At 71.9% G+C, this 21,353-nt stretch carries 17 protein-coding genes; 5 read left to right on the top strand and 12 right to left on the bottom strand.

The window, feature by feature from the left end:
* Window position 1: 1 nt before the first annotated feature.
* Both QCZ28_RS01265 and tmk read right to left on the bottom strand, forming a co-directional pair.
* On the bottom strand, window positions 2-1,282 hold the full coding sequence (locus QCZ28_RS01265) for a DNA polymerase III subunit delta' (protein ID WP_279514814.1): 1,281 nt from the start codon (window positions 1,280-1,282) through the stop codon (window positions 2-4).
* Window positions 1,282-3,381: a dTMP kinase gene (gene tmk, locus QCZ28_RS01260; protein ID WP_279515283.1), complete on the bottom strand. Its 2,100-nt coding sequence runs from the start codon at window positions 3,379-3,381 to the stop codon at window positions 1,282-1,284. The genes QCZ28_RS01265 and tmk overlap by 1 nt, the downstream gene beginning before the upstream one ends.
* A gap of 308 nt (window positions 3,382-3,689) precedes the next feature.
* On the opposite strand from tmk, the gene QCZ28_RS01255 reads away from it, so the two are divergent.
* Window positions 3,690-4,898 (top strand): amino acid deaminase/aldolase, encoded by a 1,209-nt coding sequence (locus QCZ28_RS01255; protein ID WP_279514813.1) that lies wholly within the window; start codon window positions 3,690-3,692, stop codon window positions 4,896-4,898.
* A 52-nt stretch (window positions 4,899-4,950) separates the two neighbouring features.
* On the opposite strand, the gene QCZ28_RS01250 is transcribed toward QCZ28_RS01255, so the two are convergent.
* The gene (locus QCZ28_RS01250) at window positions 4,951-5,556 is read right to left on the bottom strand and encodes a TetR family transcriptional regulator (protein WP_279514812.1); all 606 of its coding nucleotides are present in this window, start codon (window positions 5,554-5,556) and stop codon (window positions 4,951-4,953) included.
* A gap of 226 nt (window positions 5,557-5,782) precedes the next feature.
* On the opposite strand from QCZ28_RS01250, the gene QCZ28_RS01245 reads away from it, so the two are divergent.
* Window positions 5,783-7,099, top strand: a complete 1,317-nt coding sequence (locus tag QCZ28_RS01245; RefSeq protein WP_279514811.1) for a D-arabinono-1,4-lactone oxidase — start codon at window positions 5,783-5,785, stop codon at window positions 7,097-7,099.
* Between the two features lie 57 nt (window positions 7,100-7,156).
* On the opposite strand, the gene QCZ28_RS01240 is transcribed toward QCZ28_RS01245, so the two are convergent.
* From QCZ28_RS01240 to QCZ28_RS01210, 7 genes are all read right to left on the bottom strand, one after another.
* Window positions 7,157-8,122, bottom strand: coding sequence for a hypothetical protein (locus tag QCZ28_RS01240; protein ID WP_279514810.1), 966 nt, complete (start codon window positions 8,120-8,122; stop codon window positions 7,157-7,159).
* 116 nt (window positions 8,123-8,238) lie between these two features.
* Window positions 8,239-11,082 carry a type I DNA topoisomerase gene (gene topA / locus QCZ28_RS01235; RefSeq protein ID WP_279514809.1) on the bottom strand — a complete coding sequence of 948 codons (2,844 nt, stop codon included), beginning with the start codon at window positions 11,080-11,082 and terminating at the stop codon, window positions 8,239-8,241.
* Window positions 11,083-11,489: 407 nt separating this feature from the next.
* Window positions 11,490-12,095, bottom strand: coding sequence for a hypothetical protein (locus tag QCZ28_RS01230; protein WP_279515282.1), 606 nt, complete (start codon window positions 12,093-12,095; stop codon window positions 11,490-11,492).
* 131 nt (window positions 12,096-12,226) lie between these two features.
* On the bottom strand, window positions 12,227-12,766 hold the full coding sequence (locus QCZ28_RS01225) for a hypothetical protein (protein WP_279514808.1): 540 nt from the start codon (window positions 12,764-12,766) through the stop codon (window positions 12,227-12,229).
* A gap of 51 nt (window positions 12,767-12,817) precedes the next feature.
* Entirely contained in the window at window positions 12,818-15,178 is a 2,361-nt protein-coding gene (locus QCZ28_RS01220; RefSeq protein ID WP_279514807.1) for a sodium-translocating pyrophosphatase, read from the bottom strand.
* A gap of 316 nt (window positions 15,179-15,494) precedes the next feature.
* Window positions 15,495-15,932, bottom strand: coding sequence for an ATP-binding protein (locus tag QCZ28_RS01215; protein ID WP_030334228.1), 438 nt, complete (start codon window positions 15,930-15,932; stop codon window positions 15,495-15,497).
* Entirely contained in the window at window positions 15,929-16,285 is a 357-nt protein-coding gene (locus QCZ28_RS01210) for an STAS domain-containing protein (protein WP_030334225.1), read from the bottom strand. The genes QCZ28_RS01215 and QCZ28_RS01210 overlap by 4 nt, the downstream gene beginning before the upstream one ends.
* Before the next feature lie 140 nt (window positions 16,286-16,425).
* On the opposite strand from QCZ28_RS01210, the gene QCZ28_RS01205 reads away from it, so the two are divergent.
* The 3 genes from QCZ28_RS01205 (at window position 16,426) to QCZ28_RS01195 (ending at window position 19,956) form a co-directional block, all read left to right on the top strand.
* Window positions 16,426-18,903 (top strand): DEAD/DEAH box helicase, encoded by a 2,478-nt coding sequence (locus QCZ28_RS01205; RefSeq protein ID WP_279514806.1) that lies wholly within the window; start codon window positions 16,426-16,428, stop codon window positions 18,901-18,903.
* Window positions 18,904-19,002: 99 nt separating this feature from the next.
* Window positions 19,003-19,212: a hypothetical protein gene (locus QCZ28_RS01200; RefSeq protein WP_030334221.1), complete on the top strand. Its 210-nt coding sequence runs from the start codon at window positions 19,003-19,005 to the stop codon at window positions 19,210-19,212.
* A gap of 165 nt (window positions 19,213-19,377) precedes the next feature.
* Complete coding sequence (locus tag QCZ28_RS01195; protein ID WP_279514805.1) at window positions 19,378-19,956, top strand: hypothetical protein; 579 nt, start codon at window positions 19,378-19,380, stop codon at window positions 19,954-19,956.
* Between the two features lie 543 nt (window positions 19,957-20,499).
* On the opposite strand, the gene QCZ28_RS01190 is transcribed toward QCZ28_RS01195, so the two are convergent.
* Window positions 20,500-20,919 (bottom strand): Rv3654c family TadE-like protein, encoded by a 420-nt coding sequence (locus QCZ28_RS01190; RefSeq protein ID WP_279514804.1) that lies wholly within the window; start codon window positions 20,917-20,919, stop codon window positions 20,500-20,502.
* Window positions 20,919-21,314 carry a TadE family type IV pilus minor pilin gene (locus tag QCZ28_RS01185; RefSeq protein WP_279515281.1) on the bottom strand — a complete coding sequence of 132 codons (396 nt, stop codon included), beginning with the start codon at window positions 21,312-21,314 and terminating at the stop codon, window positions 20,919-20,921. Before QCZ28_RS01185 ends, QCZ28_RS01190 begins: the two co-directional genes overlap by 1 nt.
* Window positions 21,315-21,353: the final 39 nt, after the last annotated feature.

The following is a 21,353-nucleotide window of genomic DNA, read 5'->3' as shown; positions in this document are numbered from 1 at the left end:
GTCAGCCCTTCCAGAGGGCGAGCATCATCGCCTCGACCGCGATCCGCGGCTTGACGTTCGCCTCGATCGCCGCGCGGCAGGCGAGCACGGCCTCCAGCCGGCGCAGCGCCCCCTCGGCGTCCCACTTCTGGGCGCCGGCACCGGCCAGCGCCGCCGTGTCGGTGTGCACCGGGGCGACGGGTGCGCGCAGCGCCATGGTGAGCGCGTCCCGGTAGAAGCCCGCCAGGTCGACGAGCGCCCGGTCCAGGGCGTCACGCTGGGCCCGGGTGGCCCGGGACTTCTGTCGCTTCTCCAGCTCCTTGAGTTGCCCGGCGGCGCCCCGCATCGCGCCGGCCGCGCCCCGGCCGGTGCCGCCCGCGCCGAGCGCGGTCTCCAGGGCCGCCCGTTCGGCCGTGTCGGCCTCGGTGACCGACGCCGCGGCCTCCGCCTCGGCCGCCTCGATCAGCGCGGACGCCGCGTCGAACGCCGCGCCGACACCTGTCAACCGGCGGGGTACCGCGAGCACCGCCTCACGCCGTTTGCGGGCCTCCGGGTCGCGCGCCAACCGGCGGGCCCGACCCACGTGGCCCTGCGCGGCCGCCGCCGCCCACTGGGCCACGTCGGGCGCGATGCCGTCCCGACGAACCAGCACCTCGGCCACCGCGGCTGCCGGGGGCTGCCGCAGGGGTACGACCCGGCAGCGCGACCGGATGGTCACCGAGATGTCGTCCGGGTGGGTGGACGGCGCGCAGAGCAGGAAGACAGTTCGCGGCGGGGGCTCCTCGATCGCCTTGAGCAGCGCGTTGCCGGCGGCCTCGGTGAGCCGGTCGGCGTCCTCGATGATCACCACCTGCCAGCGCCCGCCGGATGGGGTACTGGCCGCGCGGAGCACCAGCGCGCGCATCTCGCCGACGCCGATGGAGAGCCCTTCCGGCACCACCATCCGCACGTCGGCGTGGGTGCCGCCCATCGTGGTGTGGCAGCCGGGGCACTCACCGCAGCCGGTGCCGTGCCGGCACTGCAGCGCGGCGGCGAACGCCCGTGCGGCAACCGAGCGACCGGAGCCGGGCGGCCCGGTGAAGATCCACGCGTGGGTCATCCCGGTCGACGGGTCCACGGCACCGGGCGCGGCATCGCCGGCCGTGCGCGCGGACTCGTCGCCGCTGGCCGGTCCGGCGGCGACCAACGCGGGTGCCCGGTCGGCCACGCCGGCCCGCAGCACGGCCGCCGCCGCGGCGGCGGCCCGGCGCAGCTCCACCACCGCCTCGTCCTGACCGACCAGGTCGGCGAAAACGTCGGGCATCAGGTCTTGTGCTCCATCGTCACCAGCTCCGCGTCGGATAACTCGGGCTGCACCGAGGTGTCCGGGCCCTGCGCCGGGCGCGGGTGCACGATGCCGCCCGGCTTACCGAGCATCTCCTCGACCCGCCGGACCACCAGCTTGGTGATCTCGTCGACCGGCCGGGACGCGTCGAGCACCAGGTAGCGCTTCGGGTCGGCGGCGGCGAGGTCGAGGAACGCGTACCTGACGCGCTCGTGGAAGGCGATCGACTCGGCCTCCAGCCGGTCGGTGCCGGTGTTGCGCGAGGCCACCCGGGACAGGCCGGTGTGCGGCTCGACGTCGAGCAGCACCACGAGGTCGGGCTTGAGCCCACCGGTGGCCCAGGAGGAGAGCCAGGAAACCTCGTCGACGGGCAGCGTACGGCCGGCGCCCTGGTACGCCAGGGACGAGTCGACGTACCGGTCGCTGATCACCACGCCGCCCCGGACCAGCGCGGGCCGGACGACGGTGGCCACGTGGTGCGCCCGGTCGGCGGCGTAGAGCAGCGCCTCGGCCCGGGGGGAGGGCGCGTCGTCGCCGGAGGTGTCCAGCACCAGCGACCGGATCCGCTGACCGACAGCGGTGGCCCCGGGTTCACGGGTGACCACGACGTCGCACCCCTGGCCACTCAACCGTTCGGCGAGCGCGGTGAGCTGGGTGGACTTGCCGGCACCCTCGCCACCCTCGAACACCACGAACAGCCCGGCGGAGACGAACGGCTCGGCCGGCATCAGCGGCCGGCCCCGGATGGAGCCCCAGAGGTCGGCGAGGACCGGTACGCCCTTCTTGTCGTCCATCTGGCCGAACGCGCTGATCCCGGCGAAGATGCCGGCGGCACCGGCGGCGAGCAGCAGCAGCCGAGTCGACGAGATGGACAGGCCCAGGTCAGCGATCTCCAGCTTGCGCGAGCCGCCGACGCCGACCAACACGCTGCTCAGCCCGATGGCCAGGATCAGCACCAGCCGGGTGCCGATCTGCACCACGGCGAAGACCCGGCCGCGCACCTCGTCGGCAACCTCGCCGCCGAGCAGGGTGGTGCCGGCCAGGAAGGCCATCCCGGCGCCCGCGCCGACCAGCACCGCGCCGACGATCGCCATCGACAGGTGGATGGCGAAGGCGAGGGTCATCACGGCGGCGCTGGCCAGCACGATACTCATGCCGAACCAGCGACGCCTGGACATCTCCTTGACGACCATCGGGCCGAGCCCGATGCCGAGCGCCAGACCGACGAAGATCGCGCCGAAGAGCAGTGAGAACGCGGCGTCACCGGCGCCCAGCGAGTTGGCGAAGAACTTGGCCGTGCCGACCACGATGCCGCCGCCGGCGAACGCGCCGAAGATGCCCAGCACCAGGCCCCGGACGAGCGGGGTCTGGCCGATGTACTTCCAGCCCTCGGAGAACTGCCGGAACATGCTCTGCTCGGCACGCTCCGCCTCGCCGCGCTGCGCCTCGCTGATCTCCTTGATCCCGAACGCCACCACCAACGCGGTGGCGAGCCGGGAGAAGGCGTTGAACCAGAGCGCGAGCTGGGCCGGCTCGGCCCAGGAGGGCAGGTCGCCGCCCACGGCGCCACGGACGCCACGGTCGAGCACGGCAAGGCCGATGGCCGCGGCGACCGGGGTGAGGCCGTAGGTGGTGATCAGGGTGAGCTGGTTGGCCGCCTCCAGCCGGGCCCGGGGGATCAGGTTCGGGACCGCGGCCTCCTTGGCCGGAATCCACAGCAGGGTGAGCGACTCGATCAGGAAGGTGGCGATCAGCGCCCAGCCGACCACCAGGCCGCCGGCGGCGCCGCTGAGGGCGTAGAGCGGAATGGAGGCGAAGAGCACGAAGCGCAGCAGGTCGCAGATGACCATCGTCCAGCGCCGGTCGAACCGGTCGGCGAAGACGCCGGCCACCGGGCCGAGCACCAGCGCGGGCAGCAGCCGGATCGCGGTGACCCCGCCGAACGCGGCACCCTGGGCGGTACTGCCCTGCACCTGCGAGGCGGCGAAGAGGGCGGTGGCCAGCAGGCCGAGCCAGTCGCCGAAGGAGGCCGCGCCGAGCACGATCCAGAGCCGCCGGAACGGCTGGATGCGCAGCACGGACCGGATGGCGGCATAACCGGACGGATCTACCTGACCACCGCTGGACGGGTTGGCGGCGTTGCCCGGATGGTCGCTCGATCGCGACACGCCGGGCGACTCGCCGCTGTTCTGGCTTTCGATGGCCGTACCTCCACGTGCCGGCCCATCGCTGGGCACCTCCGGTGCAACACTCTAGACCCGGGTGGGGGCCACCCTCCGGGCGACATTCTCCTGCTCGCTGAGCCTAGGCCGCCGGAGGTACCGGCCGCAGCCCGGACGTACGCGAGGGTATTTCGCATTCTCCGTCAGACAGTTAGCGTGCACACGTGGCCATCGAAAGCGACAAACTTCGCGAGCGCCTGGACCGGGCGACTGCCCATCTCGACCCCCCGTACGCGGTGGTCGACCTCAGCGCCTTCGACGCCAATTCGGCCGCCCTGGCCGATCGCGCCGCCGGAAAGCCGGTCCGCCTCGCCAGCAAGTCGGTCCGCAGCCGGGAGTTGATCAGCCGAGCTCTCGGGCGACCCGGCTGGCGGGGCATCATGGCGTTCACAGTGCCCGAGGCGATCTGGCTGGTCCGCGCCGGCGTCAGCGACGACGTGCTGGTCGCGTACCCGAGCGGGGACCGGGCCGCCCTCGCCGAGCTGGGCGCCGACCCGACGCTCGCCGCCGCGATCACCCTGATGATCGACGGCACCGGCCAACTCGACCTCATCGACGCCGTCGCGGCACCGGGGCAGCGCGCCGAGCTACGGCTGTGCCTGGATCTGGACGCCTCCTGGCGACCGCTGCGCGGCCGGGTGCACGTCGGCGTCCGCCGCTCACCGGTGCACAGCGCGCGGGCCGCCGGAGCGCTCGCCGCCGCCGTCGCCGGTCGGCCCGGCTTCCGGCTGGTCGGGCTCATGTCGTACGAGGCGCAGATCGCCGGCCTGGGCGACGCGCCGCCGGGGCAGACGCTGCTGGCCGGCGCGATCAGGCTGGCCCAGCGCGGGTCGTACCGCGAGTTGCTGGCCCGCCGTGGTGCGGCGGTCGCCGCGGTACGCGAACACGCCGACCTGGAGTTCGTCAACGGCGGCGGCACCGGCAGCGTGGCCGCGACCAGCGCCGATCCCGCGGTCACCGAGGTCACCGCGGGATCGGGCCTGTACGGGCCGACGTTGTTCGACGCGTACCGCGCCTGGCGGCCCACCCCGGCGGCCTTCTTCGCCTGCACCGTGGTCCGCCGGCCGACGCCGGAGCTGGCCACGGTGCTCGGCGGCGGCTGGATCGCCTCCGGCCCGGCCGCCGACAGTCGGCTGCCCCGGCCATGGCTACCGGCGGGGCTGAAGCTGGTCGGCACCGAGGGTGCCGGCGAGGTGCAGACGCCGCTGTCCGGCGCGGCGGCGGCCGACCTGCGCGTCGGCGACCGGGTGTGGTTCCGCCACGCCAAGGCAGGTGAGCTGTGTGAACGGGTCAACGAGCTGCACCTGGTCGAGGGGGACGCGGTGGTGGCGACAGTCCCCACCTACCGGGGTGAGGGGCAGGCCTTCCTCTGACGGCCGGAGGGCCGCGCCCCACCGCCGGCCGGAGCCCGCGCCCCGCGCCGACTCAGACGGGCTGGGCGGCCTCGGTCTGCTTCCCGGCGGCGGGCCGGCCGTTGTCCGGGCCGTCGACCTGGCGGTGCAGGTACTCCCGGATCAGCGCCTTCGCCTCCAGCAGCACCCGCTCGTCGCCGTCGGACTTCCGGCGGAACGCGAGCTTGATCAGCGCGTCCGCCGCCTCGACCGCGATCTCCAGCACGAAGCGCAGCTGGGGCACGTCGGTGAGCCCGAAACGCTCGGTGAGCACCCGGGCCAACTGGTCGGCGATCACGCCGTTGTTGTCCCGCTGCTCGTCGAGCAGGTGCAGGTCGACCACGTCGCCGAAGTGCAGGGTACGGAAGCCGGGGACGGTGCGGTGCATCGTGATGTACTCGTCGATGCCCGCGTCGACGCCGTCCCACCAGTGGGTCATCTCGTCGGAGGCGAACCGCTCGTCGAGGCGCTGGAGGTAGGACTCCATGGTCCGCAGGGTCAACGCCTGCACGATCGCCCGTTTGTCCGGAAAGAACTGGTAGACCGACCCGATCGCCACCTCGGCCCGCTCGGCGAGCAGGGTGGTGGTCAGCCCCTCGTACCCCACCTCGTCGACGAGTTCGGCGCAGGCATCCAACATGCGCTGTACCCGCGCGACACTTCGACCTTGCACCGGTACGCGGCGCAGCGGCCCGGTCGTGGCGGCTGGTGTGGACACTCTGCGCCACCCCCCTTCGACGGATGAACATATCTCCACGTCACGAGTCCGTGACTACCGGTACAACGAGCGGATCGCAATTGCGGTATTTACCAGCTACAACGTTCCTGATATGAAGTCAGTTCATATTCATGAATGAGGAGTGCGCATGGTTCGCATCGCACCGCCCCGGGCTGGCTGGTCCAACTGGGCCGGGAACCAGCGTGGCAGCGCCAGCACGATCCTGCGCCCCGGCTCGCCGGCCGACGTCGCAGAAGCCGTCCGATCCGCAGTGGCCGACGGCGCTCGAATCCGGGTGACCGGCAGCGGCCACTCGTTCACCGCCGTCGCGCTCGCCGACGATCGGCGGATGGACCTGTCCGAGCTGGACACCCTGGTCAGCGTGGACGTCGCCCATCGACTTGTCACAGTTCCGGCCGGAATGACCCTGAACGCGCTCAACGGCCTGCTCGCCCGGCACGGCCTCGCGCTGCCCAACCTCGGCGACATCGACGCGCAGACCGTCGCCGGGGCGATCTCCACCGGCACCCACGGCACCGGCGCCGGCTACGGGTGTCTCTCCACCTTCGTCGAGGCGATCACACTGGTCACCGGTGCCGGCGAGGTGCTGCGCTGCTCCGCCGACGAGAACCCCGACGTCCTCGCCGCCGCCCGGGTGTCACTCGGCGCGCTCGGTGTCCTGGTCGAGGTGACCCTGCGCTGCGTCGACGCCTTCGTCCTGCGCGCCCACGAACGCCCGGCCGAACTGGCCGACGTGCTCGGCGAACTGCCCGAGTTGATCGGCCGGCACGACCACGTCGAGTTCTACTGGTTCCCGTACACGTCCCGGGTCCAGGTCAAGGCCAACGACCGGGTACCCGCCAACGACCGGCCGCTGTCGCGCTGGCGCGGTTGGATGGACGACGACTTCCTGTCCAACCGGGTCTTCGCCGGGGCCTGCCGGCTCGGCCGGGCCGTGCCCGCGCTGGCCCCCGGGATCAGCGCGGTCTCCGCCCGCGCCCTCACCGAACGCCAGTACACCGGCCGCTCCGACCGGGTCTTCTGCACCCCGCGCCGGGTCCGCTTCGTGGAGATGGAGTACGGACTGCCCCGCGAGGCGCTGCCGGAGGCGCTCGCCGCGCTCCAGCGCATCGTGGACGGCCTGCCGTTCAAGGTGCTCTTCCCGGTGGAGGTGCGGTTCACGGCCGCCGACGACATCTGGCTGTCGCACGGCTACGGCCGGGACAACGCCTACATCGCCGTGCACCAGTACGTCGGCATGCCGTACGAGCCGTATTTCCGGGCCTTCGAGAAGGTGGCCGCCGGGCTGGGCGGTCGCCCGCACTGGGGCAAGCTGCACTACCGCGACGCCGCCTCGCTGGCCACTGCGTACCCCCGCTTCCCGGACTTCCAGGCCGTCCGCGACCGCCTCGACCCGGACCGCGTCTTCACCAACCCCCACCTGACGCACGTCCTCGGCGCGTAGCGGCCGTTGCAGATCTTGGAGGGAATCTGCCCTTCCAGGGGCCGCTTCCTTCCAAGATCAGCCTGGCCAGCCTGCGGCTTCCAGTGCGGCGCGGAGTTGGGTTACCACCTCGTCGGGGTGAGCCCGGACGACCCAGGCCGGAAAGCGCAGAAGGCGGTCACCGGCCACCCAGAGTCCGTTCTGGCGGCGCATGTCCGCCCACCAGGCCCGTGGATCGGCGTGTTGGCCACCGTCTATCTCGACGTGCACACCCCACTGCTCGAAGTAGGCGTCCAGGTAGCGACGTCGTCCGGTCGAGTCGTAGCGGACCTTCTGCCGGGCCGGCTCGGGAAGCCCTGCACGACGAACCAGATCCAGGAAATCCAACTCCGCCAGGGAGTGGGCACCGCCTGCGGCGTCTGCGGCCGCGGCCAGGATCAGCTGGCGACGGCGGGCCCGTGGCAACCGGTCGACGACCTGGCGCAGGTCATCGCCGGCCACGATCCGCTGCTGAAAGGCGGCGGCGATGATCGCCCGCGACTGCTGGTCATCACCGGCCCACTGGGCGGCGTCCACGATTGAACGAGCCGCCGCGGTCCGCCGGGGTCGCCCGACAGCGAGCACGTCATCGTCGCTCAGGATCGTGCTCCGGTGCACCACCGCACCCGCTGGCAAAGAGCCCCGCCGGCAGGAGGCGGGGAGCAGGATGTGGATCGGACGAGCGGCGAACCCCCGGAGCCCTCCGGCCTGCGCCGCGGTCAGGCCACCGAGGATCGCCCGCGGCCCTGCGGCGAGGACCGCCGCCCACCGGAGCTGGTCGGGGCTGACCGGCCCGTTGTGCGCGACGAACACAGCTCGGTGGACCTGTCGCCACTTTCCGGTCGCCACCCGGTGCCGAATCGCCTTGGTCGACAGGTGCCGCCGGGCCTGGTCGAGGCTCACCACGTCGTCCTGATGGAACAGCAACCAGGTCAACTCGTCCGCGTCGTCGCCCGGAAGCCGGCGACCCCAGCCAGCCAACGACGACGTTCCCCGAAGACTCATGACCGCCAGTCTCCCGATGACCGACCCCGCAAGCTGTCCCTGTGGACAACGCCGAGATCTTGGAAGGAGTCTGCCCCTGGAGGGGTCGTTTCCTTCCAAGATCTCGCAGATCCGGTCTACTCCGTGCTGGTGGCGGCCTTGCGGGGGGCGGCCTTCTTGGCCGGGGCCTTCTTCGCCGTCGTCGCCTTGGCCGTCGTCGCCTTGGCCGTGGTGGTCTTCTTGGTGGCCGTGGACTTGCTCGCCGCGGCCGTCTTCTTGGTGGCCGTGGCCTTCTTCGCGGGCGCCTTCTTCGCCGCCGCCTTCTTGCGCGGCGCCGGACCCTTCGCCCGCTTCTCGGCCAGCATCTCGGACGCCTCCTCGAGGCTCAACGCCTCCGGCGTCTGCCCACGCCGCAGCGACGCGTTGAACTCCCCGTCGGTCACGTACGGGCCGAACCGGCCGTCCTTGATCACCAGCGGCTTCTCGGTCGCCGGGTCCACGCCCATCTCCCGCAGCGGCGGTGCCGCGGCACGCCGGCCCCGGGTCTTCGGAGCGGCCAGCAGGGCCAGCGCCTCGTCCAGACCGACGGTGAACATCTGGTCCTCGGACTCCAGCGAGCGGAACTCCTCGCCCCGCTTCACGTACGGGCCGTAGCGACCGTTGTTCGCGAAGACCTCGACGCCGTCCGGCGCGACACCGACCAGCCGGGGCAGGCTGAGCAGCTTGAGCGCCTCCTCCAGCGTCAGCGCGTCGGGGGTCTGCGTACGCAGCAGCGAAGACTTCCGCTCCCCGCTGGACACGTACGGGCCGAACCGGCCGGACTTGAGCACGATCGGTTCGCCGGTGGCGGGGTCGTCGCCGAGCTTGCGCTCGCCGCTGCCGCCGAGGAACAGCTCGTGCACCTTCTCCGGGGTCAGCTCGTCCGGGGCCAGGCCCTCGGGGATCGGCGCCCGGTCACCCTGGGCACCGGCCTCCTCGCCCTCGGCAGGTGCCGCCGGGGCCTCGCCGGGCACCGCACGCTGGAGGTACGGCCCGTAGCGGCCGACCCGCACCACGACCTCGCGACCGTCGTCGTCGGTGAAGAGCGGGATGGAGTTGACGCTGCGGGCGTCGATGTCGCTGAGGTTCTCGGTGACCAGCTTCTTGAGCCCGCCGGAACGGGCGATGTCCTGGTCGCCGGCACCGTTGGAGCCGCCGAAGTAGAACGCGGTGAGGAAGTCGACCGCGGCGTGGTCGCCGCCGGCGATCTCGTCCAGCTCGTTCTCCATGGTGGCGGTGAAGTCGTAGTCGATCAGGCGGGGGTAGTGCCGCTCCATCAGCCCGATCACCGCGAAGGCCAGGAACGTGGGGATCATCGCCTGGCCGCGCTTGGTGACGTACCCCCGGTCCTGGATCGTCTGCATGATCGACGCGTAGGTGGACGGGCGGCCGATGCCCAGCTCTTCCAGGGCCTTGACCAGCGACGCTTCGGTGTAGCGCGACGGCGGCTGGGTGTGGTGGCCCTGCGCGGCCAGCTCGTCGGCGGTCAGCGGCTGGTCCTTGGCCAGGGTGGGCAGCCGGCGCTCGGCGTCCTCGGCCTCGGCGTTCTCGTCGTCGCTGGACTCGACGTACGCGCGCAGGAAGCCCGGGTCGGTGATGGTCTTGCCGGTCGCGCCGAAGTCGGCTTCCTCCTGCGCGGTGGAGACCGCCCGGATGCGCACCGACACGCTGGAGCCGACCGCGTCGGTCATCTGCGAGGCGATGGTGCGCCGCCAGATCAGCTCGTAGAGCTTGAACTCCTCGGCGGACAGCTCCTTGGCCACCTCGCCCGGGGTGCGGAAGTTGTCCCCCGCCGGGCGGATCGCCTCGTGCGCCTCCTGCGCGTTCTTCACCTTGCCGGTGTAGCGGCGCGGCTCCGGCGGAACGCTGCGCTCGCCGTACAGCTCGACGATCTGTCGACGGGCCGCCGAGATGGCGGTCTCCGACAGGTTGACCGAGTCGGTACGCATATAGGTGATGTAGCCGTTCTCGTACAGGCGCTGCGCGGTGCGCATCGTCTGCTGCGAGGACAGGCGCAGCTTGCGGGCCGCCTCCTGCTGGAGGGTCGAGGTGATGAACGGCGCGTACGGGCGACGACGGTAGGGCTTCTCCTCGACCCGGGTGACGGTGAACGGCCGCCCGTCGAGGCGGGCCGCGAGACCCCGGGCACCGCTCTCGTCGAGGTGCACGACCCCGGCGCCGGCCCGGACCCGACCGGTGGTCGGCTCGAAGTCCTTGCCGGTGGCGATCCGGTCGCCGTTCAGGGCGATCAGGGTGGCGTTGAAGCTGCGCGGCCCCTCGCCGGCGTTGGCCACCGCGAGGGTGGCCAGGATGTCCCAGTATTCGGCGGTGCGGAAGGCCATCCGCTGGCGTTCCCGCTCGACCACGATGCGGGTCGCCACCGACTGCACCCGGCCCGCCGAGAGCCGCGGCATGACCTTCTTCCACAGCACCGGGGAGACCTCGTAGCCGTACAGGCGGTCGAGGATCCGGCGCGCCTCCTGGGCGTCCACCAGATCGCGGTCGATCTCCCTGGGGTTGGCGACCGCCGCCTGGATCGCCGGCTTGGTGATCTCGTGGAAGACCATCCGCTTGACCGGCACCTTGGGCTTGAGCGTCTCCACCAGGTGCCAGGCGATCGCCTCGCCCTCGCGGTCCTCATCCGTGGCCAGGAGGATCTCGTCGACCTCCTTGGCCAGCTTCACCAGCTTGCTGATCTGCTGCTTGCGGTCGGCGGAGACGACGTAGAGCGCGTGGAAGCCGTTGTCGACGTCCACCCCGAGGCGGGCCCAGGGCTCCTTCTTGTATTTGGCCGGCACGTCGGCGGCGTTACGCGGCAGGTCGCGGACGTGACCGAAGCTGGCCTCCACGACGTACCCCGGGCCGAGGTAGCCCGAGATCGTCTTGGCCTTCGCCGGTGACTCGACGATGACCAGACGGGTGGTTCCAGCGTTGCTCGGCACGTCTCTCCCCGACCTCACTCCTGCTCGTGGCCTGCCGGCGCCCGGACAGCGACCGCTTTCGACCCCGCCGTAGCACCGGCGGTCCGGATGTCCAACGTAACGCGTTGCCCGCGATTCGGGTTTCGCGGGCCGCAAACCGCTTCGGCACTGCCGGACGGCGCCACCGTACACCGTGAGTAGGGCTCGAAGCGGGTCACTGTGACGATGGCGGACGCACGACCGAGGTCCGACCCGCCCGTTTTCCGCCTGGATCGACCCGCCGGCTGTCCGGCACCGGACACCCGTCCGCCGCACCCCGGGCCGCCGCCCAACCGCGTCGATCATGGACTTATGGTGGGCGTTTTCACCCCGGACAAGCAGTCTGTCCCCCACCACAACTCCATGATCGACGCGCGCCGGGTGCAGGGTCAGGTCGGCCAGGCGTCGACCGGTGCCGCGGGCGGCGGTCCGCCGACCAGCTCGGCAAGCCGCGCCAACCGGCGGCGGCCGGTGATCCGGTACGCCGGGCCACCCTCCGCCGGGCCGAGCAGCGTCCCGGCCAGCCCGGCCGCCGCGAGCGCGACGCCGATCGACTCCCAACACTCCTGGTCGTCGGGGCCCAGCCCCAACAGGTAGCAGTCGGGAGGCTCCGGCGTCCCGGCGGCGGCGAGCCACAGCCGCAACCGCCGGCCGGTCAGATGGAAGGCCGCCGGCGGGCGTTTCGTCGAACCGTGCAGCCAGGCGGCCGCGAGCGGCTTCAAGACCCGGGTGTACGACGTACGCACGGCGTGTCCCTCGCCCTCGATCGGCTCCCAGCTGGCCGCCAGCCCCCGCGACGCCAGTTCGGCGACGAGCACGTGCACCCGCCACGCGGCGTCCACCCGCACCGAGAGCCGGGCGGTCCCGCCCATCCGGACCACCTCAGCCGGCCCGGCGAGCAACCCGGCGAGGTCGGCGACGGCCGGTTCGGCGGCATCCGCGCCGAAGAAGACAAGTTGCCGGCCCGCGTCGTCACCCGGGGCCGGGCCGTTCACTGGGGAGCCGTGTTGCGACGGGCCGTTCCGCGGCGCGCCGCCACGGCGTCGCCCGGGGGTGGGCGTGTCGGACTCGGGCGCGGGGAACAGCGCCGGGGGCGGCTGCGCCTTCCCGGTGTCACCGAGCCCGCTCAGCGACACTCCGGCACCTCGTCGAATGCCTGTTTCAACTCCTCGGAGTTGAGTTTGCTGGTGTCCAGCGCGCTGGCGTCGTACTCCTTGTTGAGCGTCTCCACCGCGGCCCGCACGCCGTCGTAGAAGACGGTCGGCTCGGCGGTGCCCAGACCGTCGATGGTGTCCCGGGCACGGCCGTACGCGTCCCGCATCTTCCCCAGCGAGCTGCGGAAACCCACGGAGATGGCCTCGCCGTTGTCGGTCTCCGGGATGCCCGCCTTCTCCACCTTGCGGCGCGCGGCCTCGCTGGCCTGCTCCGCCCCGTCGAAGAGCCGCACCAGGTTCTCCTTGGCCTGCGCCGGCGTGGTCTGCGCGGTCATCTGCTCGTCGGTGCTGCTGGTCAGCTTGTTGATCTCCAAGCGCCACGGCGTGAGCGCGCCGCAGACCGAGGCCGCCCAGGCCCGTGGGCTGGGGCCGCCGCCGCAGCCGGCCAGGACGACGATCGTGGCCAGGACCACCGTGAGCTTTCCGGCGGCAGACGCCCGGCACGTACGCATGCGTTGCAGCGTACGGCCTTTGGCCAGGTGTGGCACCGGGCCGTTCCTGGGTCAGGCGTTCACCGTCTCCGGACGGTGATCGGTGCTGCCCGCGCCGGTGTTGCCATCGACGTCCGAGTCGGACATCGCGATGCCCTTGCGCTTGCTGAACACCACCGACGCCACGATGATCAGCGTTGCTACCAGCGCGATGCTGACGCGCAGGCCGACATTGCGGTCGTCGCCGACGCTCCACGCCACCACGGCGGGCGCGATCAGCAACGAGACCAGGTTCATCACCTTGATCAGCGGGTTGATCGCCGGGCCAGCGGTGTCCTTGAACGGGTCACCGACGGTGTCGCCGATGACCGTGGCGGCGTGCGACTCGGAGCCCTTGCCGCCGTACGCGCCGTCCTCGACCAGCTTCTTGGCGTTGTCCCAGGCCCCACCGGAGTTGGACAGGAACACCGCCATCAGGGTGCCGGCACCGATCGCACCGGCCAGGTACGCGGCGAGCGCGCCGGGCCCGAGGCCGAAACCGACAGCGATCGGCGCCAGGATGGCGAGCAGGCCAGGGGTCATCAGCTCGCGCTGCGCGTCCCGGGTGCAGATGTCGACGACCTTGCCGTACTCCGGGCGCTGGGTGCCGTCCATGATGCCGGGCAGCTCACGGAACTGCCGACGGACCTCCATCACCACGGCACCGGCCGAGCGGGACACCGCGTTGATGGCCAGACCGGAGAAGAGGAAGACCACCGCCGCGCCGATGATCAGGCCGACCAGGTTGCGCGGGTTCGCCACGTTCAGCGAGTTGAGGATCTCCGTACCGACATCAGCCACACCGGCGTCCGCGTACGCGCTGCGCAGCGTGTCGGTGTACGAGCCGAACAGGGCGGTCGCGGCGAGCACCGCCGTGGCGATCGCGATGCCCTTGGTGATCGCCTTGGTGGTGTTGCCCACCGCGTCCAGCTCGGTGAGCGTGCGCGCGCCGTGCTCGTCGATGTCGCCGGACATCTCGGCGACTCCCTGGGCGTTGTCGGAGATCGGCCCGAAGGTGTCCATCGCGACGATCACGCCGACGGTGGTGAGCAGGCCGGTGCCGGCCAGCGCCACGGCGAACAGCGACAGCGTGATGGAGCTGCCGCCGAGCAGGAACGCGCCGAACACACCGGCACCGATCAGCACCGCCGAGTAGACAGCCGACTCCAGACCGACGCTGATGCCGGCCAGGATCACCGTCGCCGCACCGGTCTGCGAGCTCTTGCCGATGTCCTGCACCGGACGCTTGTTGGTCTCGGTGAAGTAGCCGGTCAGCGCCTGGATCGCGCCGGCCAGCACGATGCCGATCACGACAGCGCCGATGGCCACCAGCCGCGGGTTGCCCGGAGCGTCGGTGAGGCCAGTGTCGAACTCGCCGAAGGTCGCCGGCAGGTACGCGTACGCGGCGATCGCCACCAGCACGGCGGAGAGCGCCGCCGACAGGTAGAAGGCCCGGTTGATCGCGGTCAGGCCGTTGCGGTCGGACGCGCGCAGCCGGGTGATGAAGACGCCGACGATCGCGATCAGCACGCCAATGGTGGAGATGATCAGCGGGAAGACCAGGCCTTCCTCACCGAACGCGGCGCGACCGAGGATCAGCGCGGCGACCAGCGTCACCGCGTACGACTCGAACAGGTCGGCGGCCATGCCGGCGCAGTCGCCGACGTTGTCGCCCACGTTGTCGGCGATGGTGGCGGCGTTGCGCGGGTCGTCCTCGGGGATGCCCTGCTCGACCTTGCCGACCAGGTCGGCGCCGACGTCGGCGGCCTTGGTGAAGATGCCGCCGCCGACCCGCATGAACATCGCGAGCAGCGCGGCGCCGAAGCCGAAGCCCTCCAGCACGGTGGGCGCGTCACCCCGGTAGACGATGACGACCATCGCCGCACCGAAGAGGCCGAGGCCGACGGTGAGGAAGCCGACGACGCCACCGGTGCGGAAGGCGATCTTCATGGCCGCCTCGCGGCCGCCTGCTCGCTCTCTCGCGGCGGCGGCCACGCGCAGGTTGGCTCGGGTGGCCAGCCACATGCCGGCCCCGCCGATGAACGCGCTGAACAGAGCGCCCACCACGAAGAAGAGGGAACGGCCGATCTTCACCGCCAGCTCGCTGCCATCGGTGTCGTGCACCGGGAGCAGGAAGAGCAGGACGACGGCGACGACGACGAAGATCGCCAGGGTGCGGAATTGACGGAGCAGGTAGGCCGAGGCGCCCTCCTGGACCGCCCCCGAGATCTCCTGCATTTTCTCGGTGCCCTTACCAGCGGCCAGCACCGTTTTTGTCAGGGCGGCAGCGAAACCGAGCGCCACCAGCGCGACAACCGCGGCGATGACGACGTAGGTGACATTGCTTCCGGTAAGGGAAAGCCCGCCGCCGTCGGCGGCCAAGGTCTCGGACATCTGTGTCCTCCTGTTACCGAACACTCGCGCCGGTGAGTGGAGACGCACTGACCGACGCCTGGATGCGGACTCGCAAGCGCGCGCCAACCCACCAGCGGACCAGCGATGACCACCCATACCCGCTGGCTGCGGGATGGGTCACTTGCTGACAACCCGGGTACTGTAGCCCTCCCCAGTGTTAGAGGTCACACCCAGGTGGCACCGTGTCGCGATGATCTTCGTCGCTGTGTTATGAAACGAAATCTGATATAGGGCCCGGTCCATGCAAAGAAGGCCGCGTCCCCAGCTGGGGACGCGACCTACGCAGCGGAACCGTTCAGCGGCCGACCGGCCACACCATCCGCACCTCGGTGCCGATGCCCTCGTCGACCGGGCGCACCTGCAGGTCCTCGACGAACCCGGCGAGCAGCGCGAAGCCCACACCGGTGGTCAGCGCCTCGTCGGTCAGCGACTCGTTGGCCAGCTCGTCCGGCGGCAACGCGGTCAGACCGATGCCCGCCTCGATCGGCGCCCGGTCCACCACCCGCACGGCGTACGAGCCACCGTCGGACATCTCCACCAGCACCGGGTCGGCCAAGCCGTACTGCCGGTGCAGGGCCACCGCGCGGGTGCACGCCTCACCGATGGCCAGGCGCACCTCGTCCAGCAGGTCCTCGCGGACCCCGGCCCGTCGGGCGACGGCGACGCCGACCAGACGGGCGGTACGCACGTGCACCGGCGCGGGCGAGAACGAGAGCTTGACTGTCGCCATCACGCGCCGGCGCCCGCCGAGTCGGCGCTGACCGCCGCGTCGACAGTCGGGTGCAGCGGAAACACCTGGTCCAGTGCGGTGATCCGGAAGATCTTGAGCAGGGGCTCCTTGTCGCAGACCAGCGCGAACGAACCGCCGGCCGAACGGAGCCGCTTGAGCGCGCCGACCAGCACACCCAGCCCGGTGGAGTCGAGGAAGTCCACCCGACCGAGGTCGACCACCACGTGACGCGCCCCACCGTCGATCAGCTCGAGGAGCCGCTCACGGAGCCGGGGTGCGGTGTAGACGTCCACCTCACCACCGACCTCGAGCACCGTGTGCTCGCCCACGGTGCGGGTCGCCAGTGACAGCTCCATCGGTCCTCCTCGCCAGAGCCGTAAACTCTCGTGGGCATCTAACCACTACCGCCGGGGCGGCCTGCGGACGCCAGCGGAGGCTACCCCTTACCCCGGTGTCCGACTTTTCATCTCCGAACACCAGTGCGAGAGTGCAGGGCGTGACCTCCAACGACTTCAGCTCCGCGCGCGGCACACCGCGCCACGACCTGGAGTCGTCGTCCGCGGCCACCGTATCCGCTGGTCCCGGGCCAGCGCCGGTCGACCTGCTGCGCCGGCTGCGCGCCCGGGGTGCCGCCGACCCGGTCACCCACGTCGAGCGGGTGCCGGCCCGCGCCGGGGTGCCCGCGCCCTGGCCGTCGTGGGCACCGGCGCAACTGCGCACGGCGTTCACCGGGCGCGGCGTGGTCGCGCCCTGGCAGCACCAGGCCGAGGCGGCCACCCTGGCGTACGAGGGCCAGCACGTGGTCGTCGCCACCGGCACCGCGTCCGGCAAGTCCCTGGCGTACCAGCTTCCGGCCCTGGCCACCCTGCTGGCCGACCCCCGGGCGACAGTGCTCTACCTGGCGCCGACCAAGGCGCTCGCCGCGGACCAGTTGCGCGCCGTCGCCGCGCTGGAACTGGAAGGGGTACGCCCCGCCTGCTACGACGGCGACACTCCGCGCACCGAGCGGGAGTGGATCCGCCGGCACTCCCGGTTCGTGCTGACCAACCCCGACATGCTGCACCACGGCATCCTGCCCGGGCACGCCCAGTGGTCCGGCTTCCTGCGCCGCCTCGCGTACGTGGTGATCGACGAGTGCCACACCTACCGGGGCGTGTTCGGCTCGCACGTCGCGCACGTGCTGCGTCGGCTACGCCGGCAGTGCGCCCGGTTCGGGGCCACCCCGGTGTTCGTGCTCGCCTCGGCGACGTCCGGTGACCCGGCGACGGCGGCCGGGCGGTTGACCGGTCTGCCGGTGACGGCGGTCACCGAGGACGCCTCCCCCCGGGGCGGGGTGACCTTCGCGCTCTGGGAGCCGCCGCTGCTGCCACCCGACGCGGGCTCGTCCCCGCCGGTGTCACCGGGCTCGTCGTCCCCGGTGCCGCCGCAGGCGACCGGCGACGACCCCTCCCGGTCGGTGCCGCCGCAGGGCAACGGTGACCACGACGACCTCCGGCAGGTCCGCCGGTCGGCGCTGCGCGAGACCGCGGACCTGCTCGCCGACACCGTCGCCGAAGGGGTACGCACCCTCGCGTTCGTCCGGTCCCGCAAGGGCGCCGAGGTGGTGGCCGCCAACGCCCGTCGCGCACTGGACGACGCGGTGCCGGGGCTCGGCGACCGGGTGGCCGCCTACCGGGGCGGCTACCTGCGGGAGGAGCGGCGCGAGCTGGAACGCGCCCTGCTGCACGGCGACCTGCTCGGCCTGGCCTCGACCAACGCGCTGGAGCTGGGCGTGGACCTGGTCGGGCTCGACGCGGTGCTGATCTGCGGCTACCCGGGCACCCGGGCGTCACTGTGGCAGCAGGCGGGCCGGGCCGGGCGTTCCGGGCAGGAGGCCCTGGCGGTGCTGGTGGCGCGGGACGACCCGCTGGACACCTACCTGGTGCACCACCCGGAGGCGATCTTCGGGGCACCGGTGGAGGCGACGGTGCTCGACCCGGCCAACCCGTACGTGCTGGCCCCGCAGCTCGCCTGCGCGGCGGCGGAGGCACCGCTCACCCCGGCCGACCTGGCGCTCTTCGGCGACGGGGCGAAGGAGGCGGTCGACGAGCTGGTCGCGGCGGGGGCGCTGCGGCAACGGCCCACCGGTTGGTACTGGCGGCACCGGGAGCGGCCCGAGGTGGACCTGCGCGGCGAGGGCGGCGCCCCGGTCGCCGTGGTGGAGTCGTCGACCGGCCGGCTGCTCGGCACCGTCGACGGTGGCTCCTCGCACTTCCTGCTGCACCCCGGCGCGGTCTACCTGCACCAGGGCGTCTCGTACGTGGTCGACCGGCTCGACCTCGTCGACGGGTGCGCGCTGGTGCACGCCGAGGAGCCGGACTGGTCCACCCACGCCCGCGACGTCACCGACCTGTCAGTGGTGTCGGTGCGTTCCTACGTGGACGCCGGGCCGGTCGGCATGTTCCTCGGTGAGGTGGATGTGACCAGCCAGGTGGTGTCGTACCAGCGGCGGCGCATCGCCACCGGCGAGGTGATCGACACCCGGCCGCTCGACCTGCCGACCCGGGAGCTGCGCACCGTGGCGGTCTGGTTCACCCTGTCGCCGCAGTCGTTGGCCCTCGCCGGGGTCCAGCCGGCCGATGTGCCGGGTGCGTTGCACGCCGCCGAACACGCCGCGATCGGCCTGCTGCCGCTGATGGCCACCTGCGACCGCTGGGACATCGGCGGGCTCTCCACCGCACTGCACCCGGACACCGAAGCGCCGACCGTCTTCGTCTACGACGGGCACCCGGGTGGCGCCGGGTTCGCCGAGCGGGCGTACGGGACGGCGGCGGCGTGGCTGCGGGCCACCCGGGACGCGATCGCTGAGTGCGGCTGCGAGACCGGATGTCCATCCTGCGTGCAGTCACCGAAATGCGGCAATGGCAACAACCCCCTCTCCAAACCGGACGCGATCCGGGTGCTCGACGTGGTGCTGGCCAACCTGCCGCGCTGAGCAGCTTGCATGAACCGGCATGGCACGGGGCACAATGATGTGGGAGCGCTTCCATCGATGCCTTTGTTGCTGATCGCCCCCCGTGCCCGAGGAGAAGCTGTGGCCGACACCATCGCCGAGACCGTCGACCTGCTCTACACCATCGACCAGGACAATCTCACCCTCGACCAGCAGATCGCGCTGGGGTCGGCACTGGCCGCCCTGGCCCAGGCGGAACGGCTGGAACAGATCAACGAGCGGCTGCGCGGCATCCACCAGGTGCTCAACACCTGGGCGCTGCGGGCCGCGACCTCCGTCGACAGTCGCTGAGGTCTGCCGGGGTGGTCCTGCAAGGGCACCAGTGATCACTCCGGGCTGGGTAGTCGTCCGACGGGCTCGACGACTACCCAGCAGCAACTGATCATGGACCGCAGGGGGCGCGACGGTTGTCGGGCTGTGCGAGACTCCGGCGCACCAACCCCCAGAGGAGTTCAGATGCAGCTCGACAACTTGCAGGGCCAGCACCAGTTCCACATTCGCCAGCGCCTGCGCATGATGGTCAACCAGTACGAGGTCCGGGCGGTCTCCCCGGACGGCAGCGAGGGTGAGCTGTTGGCGTTCGCGCAGCAGAAGCGGCTCGCCTTCAAGGAGCAGGTGACCATCTACACGGATGACTCCAAGCAGCAGCCGCTGCTCGGCTTCAAGGCCCGCCAGCGCATCGACCTCGGGGCCACGTACGACGTCACCGACGCGGCCGGCAACCCGATCGGCCTGTTCCGTAAGGACTTCGCCCAGTCGCTGCTGCGCTCCACCTGGCACGTCGAGCAGGCCGGCCTGCCGCAGGTGACCGGCCAGGAGCGGAGCCTGCCGGTGGCGCTGCTGCGTCGATTCGTCGACTCGCTGTCCTGGCTGCCGTACCACTTCGACTTCACCGCGGGCGGCCAGCCGGTCTTCTCTGTGATCAAGAAGTGGGGCCTGCGCGACAAGTACGTCGTCGAGGTGCAGCACCCGCAGATCGACCGTCGCCTGGTCATCGCGATGGCCGTCGCCCTCGACGCGCTCCAGTCCCGCTGACGCAACCGGCCCGGACGAGGGCGGTGCGATGACCCTCAGCGGTCGCCGTCGCGGCCACCCAATCCTCGGCTGCCGGCCTGGACCTGGACCAGTCCCGGCCGGCAGGCCGCCGGACCGCACTGCCCCCGGCCGGCAGACCGTTGAACCGCACTGCCCCCGGCCGGCAGGCCGTCGGACCGCGCTGCCCCAGACAGCGGGCCGCTGGTGACTCGACCCCCTGACTGGTCTGGCGCCCCTTTGGAGCTGATGTCGTAAACGCATCGGCCTTGATGTCGTAACCGATTCAGCTCCAAAGCACCCACCAATCTGACGCAGGCCCTTGGTTCCTCCGACCACGCGCCAGCCCGTACTTGTGCTTCACGCTGCGATGAGGGCCAAGCCCTTCCCTTCACCGGCCGCGCCCTCGACAGACCGCGCCCCCCACCGGCCGAACCGTCCACCGGCCGAACCCTCGACGGACCGCGCCCTCCGCTGGCCGCGCCCTCCGCTGGCCGCGCCCTGTGCTAGCCGCGACAGCGGTTAGTAGCGACGCCACCGCGAGGGTCAGCTTCGCACCGGGCCGGCACGGGCGCTCGCCGCAGCCACCCTGGTCAGGCCGGGTAGCGGCGTGAACGCCACCTCGACTGTCACCAGCACGTCCAGCCCGTCGAGGTGACAGCTGACCAGCCGGCCGTTGTTGCGACCGGCGAGGTCGGACGCGGACGCGCAGGCCACCGCGTCGCCGTCGAGCGCCCGGGCGGCCCCGGCCAGCGCGCCGAGGTCGGCTGCCACCGCCGCCCGCTGGCTCGCCATGCCGGCCGCGACGATGGCCGCGCCGAACGTCCCGAACACCACGAAGACGAGCCCCATCGCCAGCAGCAGGATTGTCGCGCCACCGCGTTGCCGGTCCGGCCGACCAGCGACGAGCCCTCGGGCGGCCGGGGCGTGACCGGAGCCGAGCGACGGACCGCGAGTTCGTCGCACTACCAACTCCTCTCGTCTGCACCCGGTTCGACGGCCGCGACGGCGGTGGCGACCACGGTGATCCGGGGTAGCCGCCCGCCCAACGTCCGGACGGGTGCCCTTACCGTCGCGTGCACCCGGTCGCCTTCGACTGACACCGACACCGCCGCCCCCGGCGGCGCCGCACGGCCACCCTCCGCGTCGCCGTCCGCGCCCCGGGCGGCGGCGAGCGCCGCCTCCCGGGCCGCGTGCAGACAACCCGCCTGTGCGCTGACGGCGTTGACCGCGGTCAGGCCGGCAAGCAGGAGCAGCAGAAGCGCCGGCAGGCCGGCCGCCAGTTCGGCGGTGAAGGACCCCCGGTCCCCACCAGCGGCCCGTACGAGGAGGCGACCTCTGCGCCCGCCGCCTGCCGCCAGCCCGGGAACGCTCGATCCTGAGGGACGGCCGGCCCGCCG

This window comes from Micromonospora sp. DH14, assembly GCF_029809455.1.
GTDB classification, from domain to species: Bacteria; Actinomycetota; Actinomycetes; order Mycobacteriales; family Micromonosporaceae; genus Micromonospora; species Micromonospora parva.
The sequence above is the reverse complement of the archived record's forward strand: the minus strand, read 5'-3'. Positions and strand labels throughout refer to the sequence as shown.

Bases quoted from the DNA above. Each gene is read 5' to 3' on its own strand.
- QCZ28_RS01240 (WP_279514810.1), bottom strand. From the start codon at position 8,122: ATGAGTCTTCGGGGAACGTCGTCGTTGGCTGGCTGGGGTCGCCGGCTT.
- QCZ28_RS01195 (WP_279514805.1), top strand. From the start codon at position 19,378: ATGCAGCTCGACAACTTGCAGGGCCAGCACCAGTTCCACATTCGCCAG.
- QCZ28_RS01250 (WP_279514812.1), bottom strand. From the start codon at position 5,556: ATGTTGGATGCCTGCGCCGAACTCGTCGACGAGGTGGGGTACGAGGGG.
- QCZ28_RS01265 (WP_279514814.1), bottom strand. From the start codon at position 1,282: ATGCCCGACGTTTTCGCCGACCTGGTCGGTCAGGACGAGGCGGTGGTG.
- QCZ28_RS01220 (WP_279514807.1), bottom strand. From the start codon at position 15,178: ATGTCCGAGACCTTGGCCGCCGACGGCGGCGGGCTTTCCCTTACCGGA.
- QCZ28_RS01210 (WP_030334225.1), bottom strand. From the start codon at position 16,285: ATGGAGCTGTCACTGGCGACCCGCACCGTGGGCGAGCACACGGTGCTC.
- QCZ28_RS01225 (WP_279514808.1), bottom strand. From the start codon at position 12,766: ATGCGTACGTGCCGGGCGTCTGCCGCCGGAAAGCTCACGGTGGTCCTG.
- QCZ28_RS01245 (WP_279514811.1), top strand. From the start codon at position 5,783: ATGGTTCGCATCGCACCGCCCCGGGCTGGCTGGTCCAACTGGGCCGGG.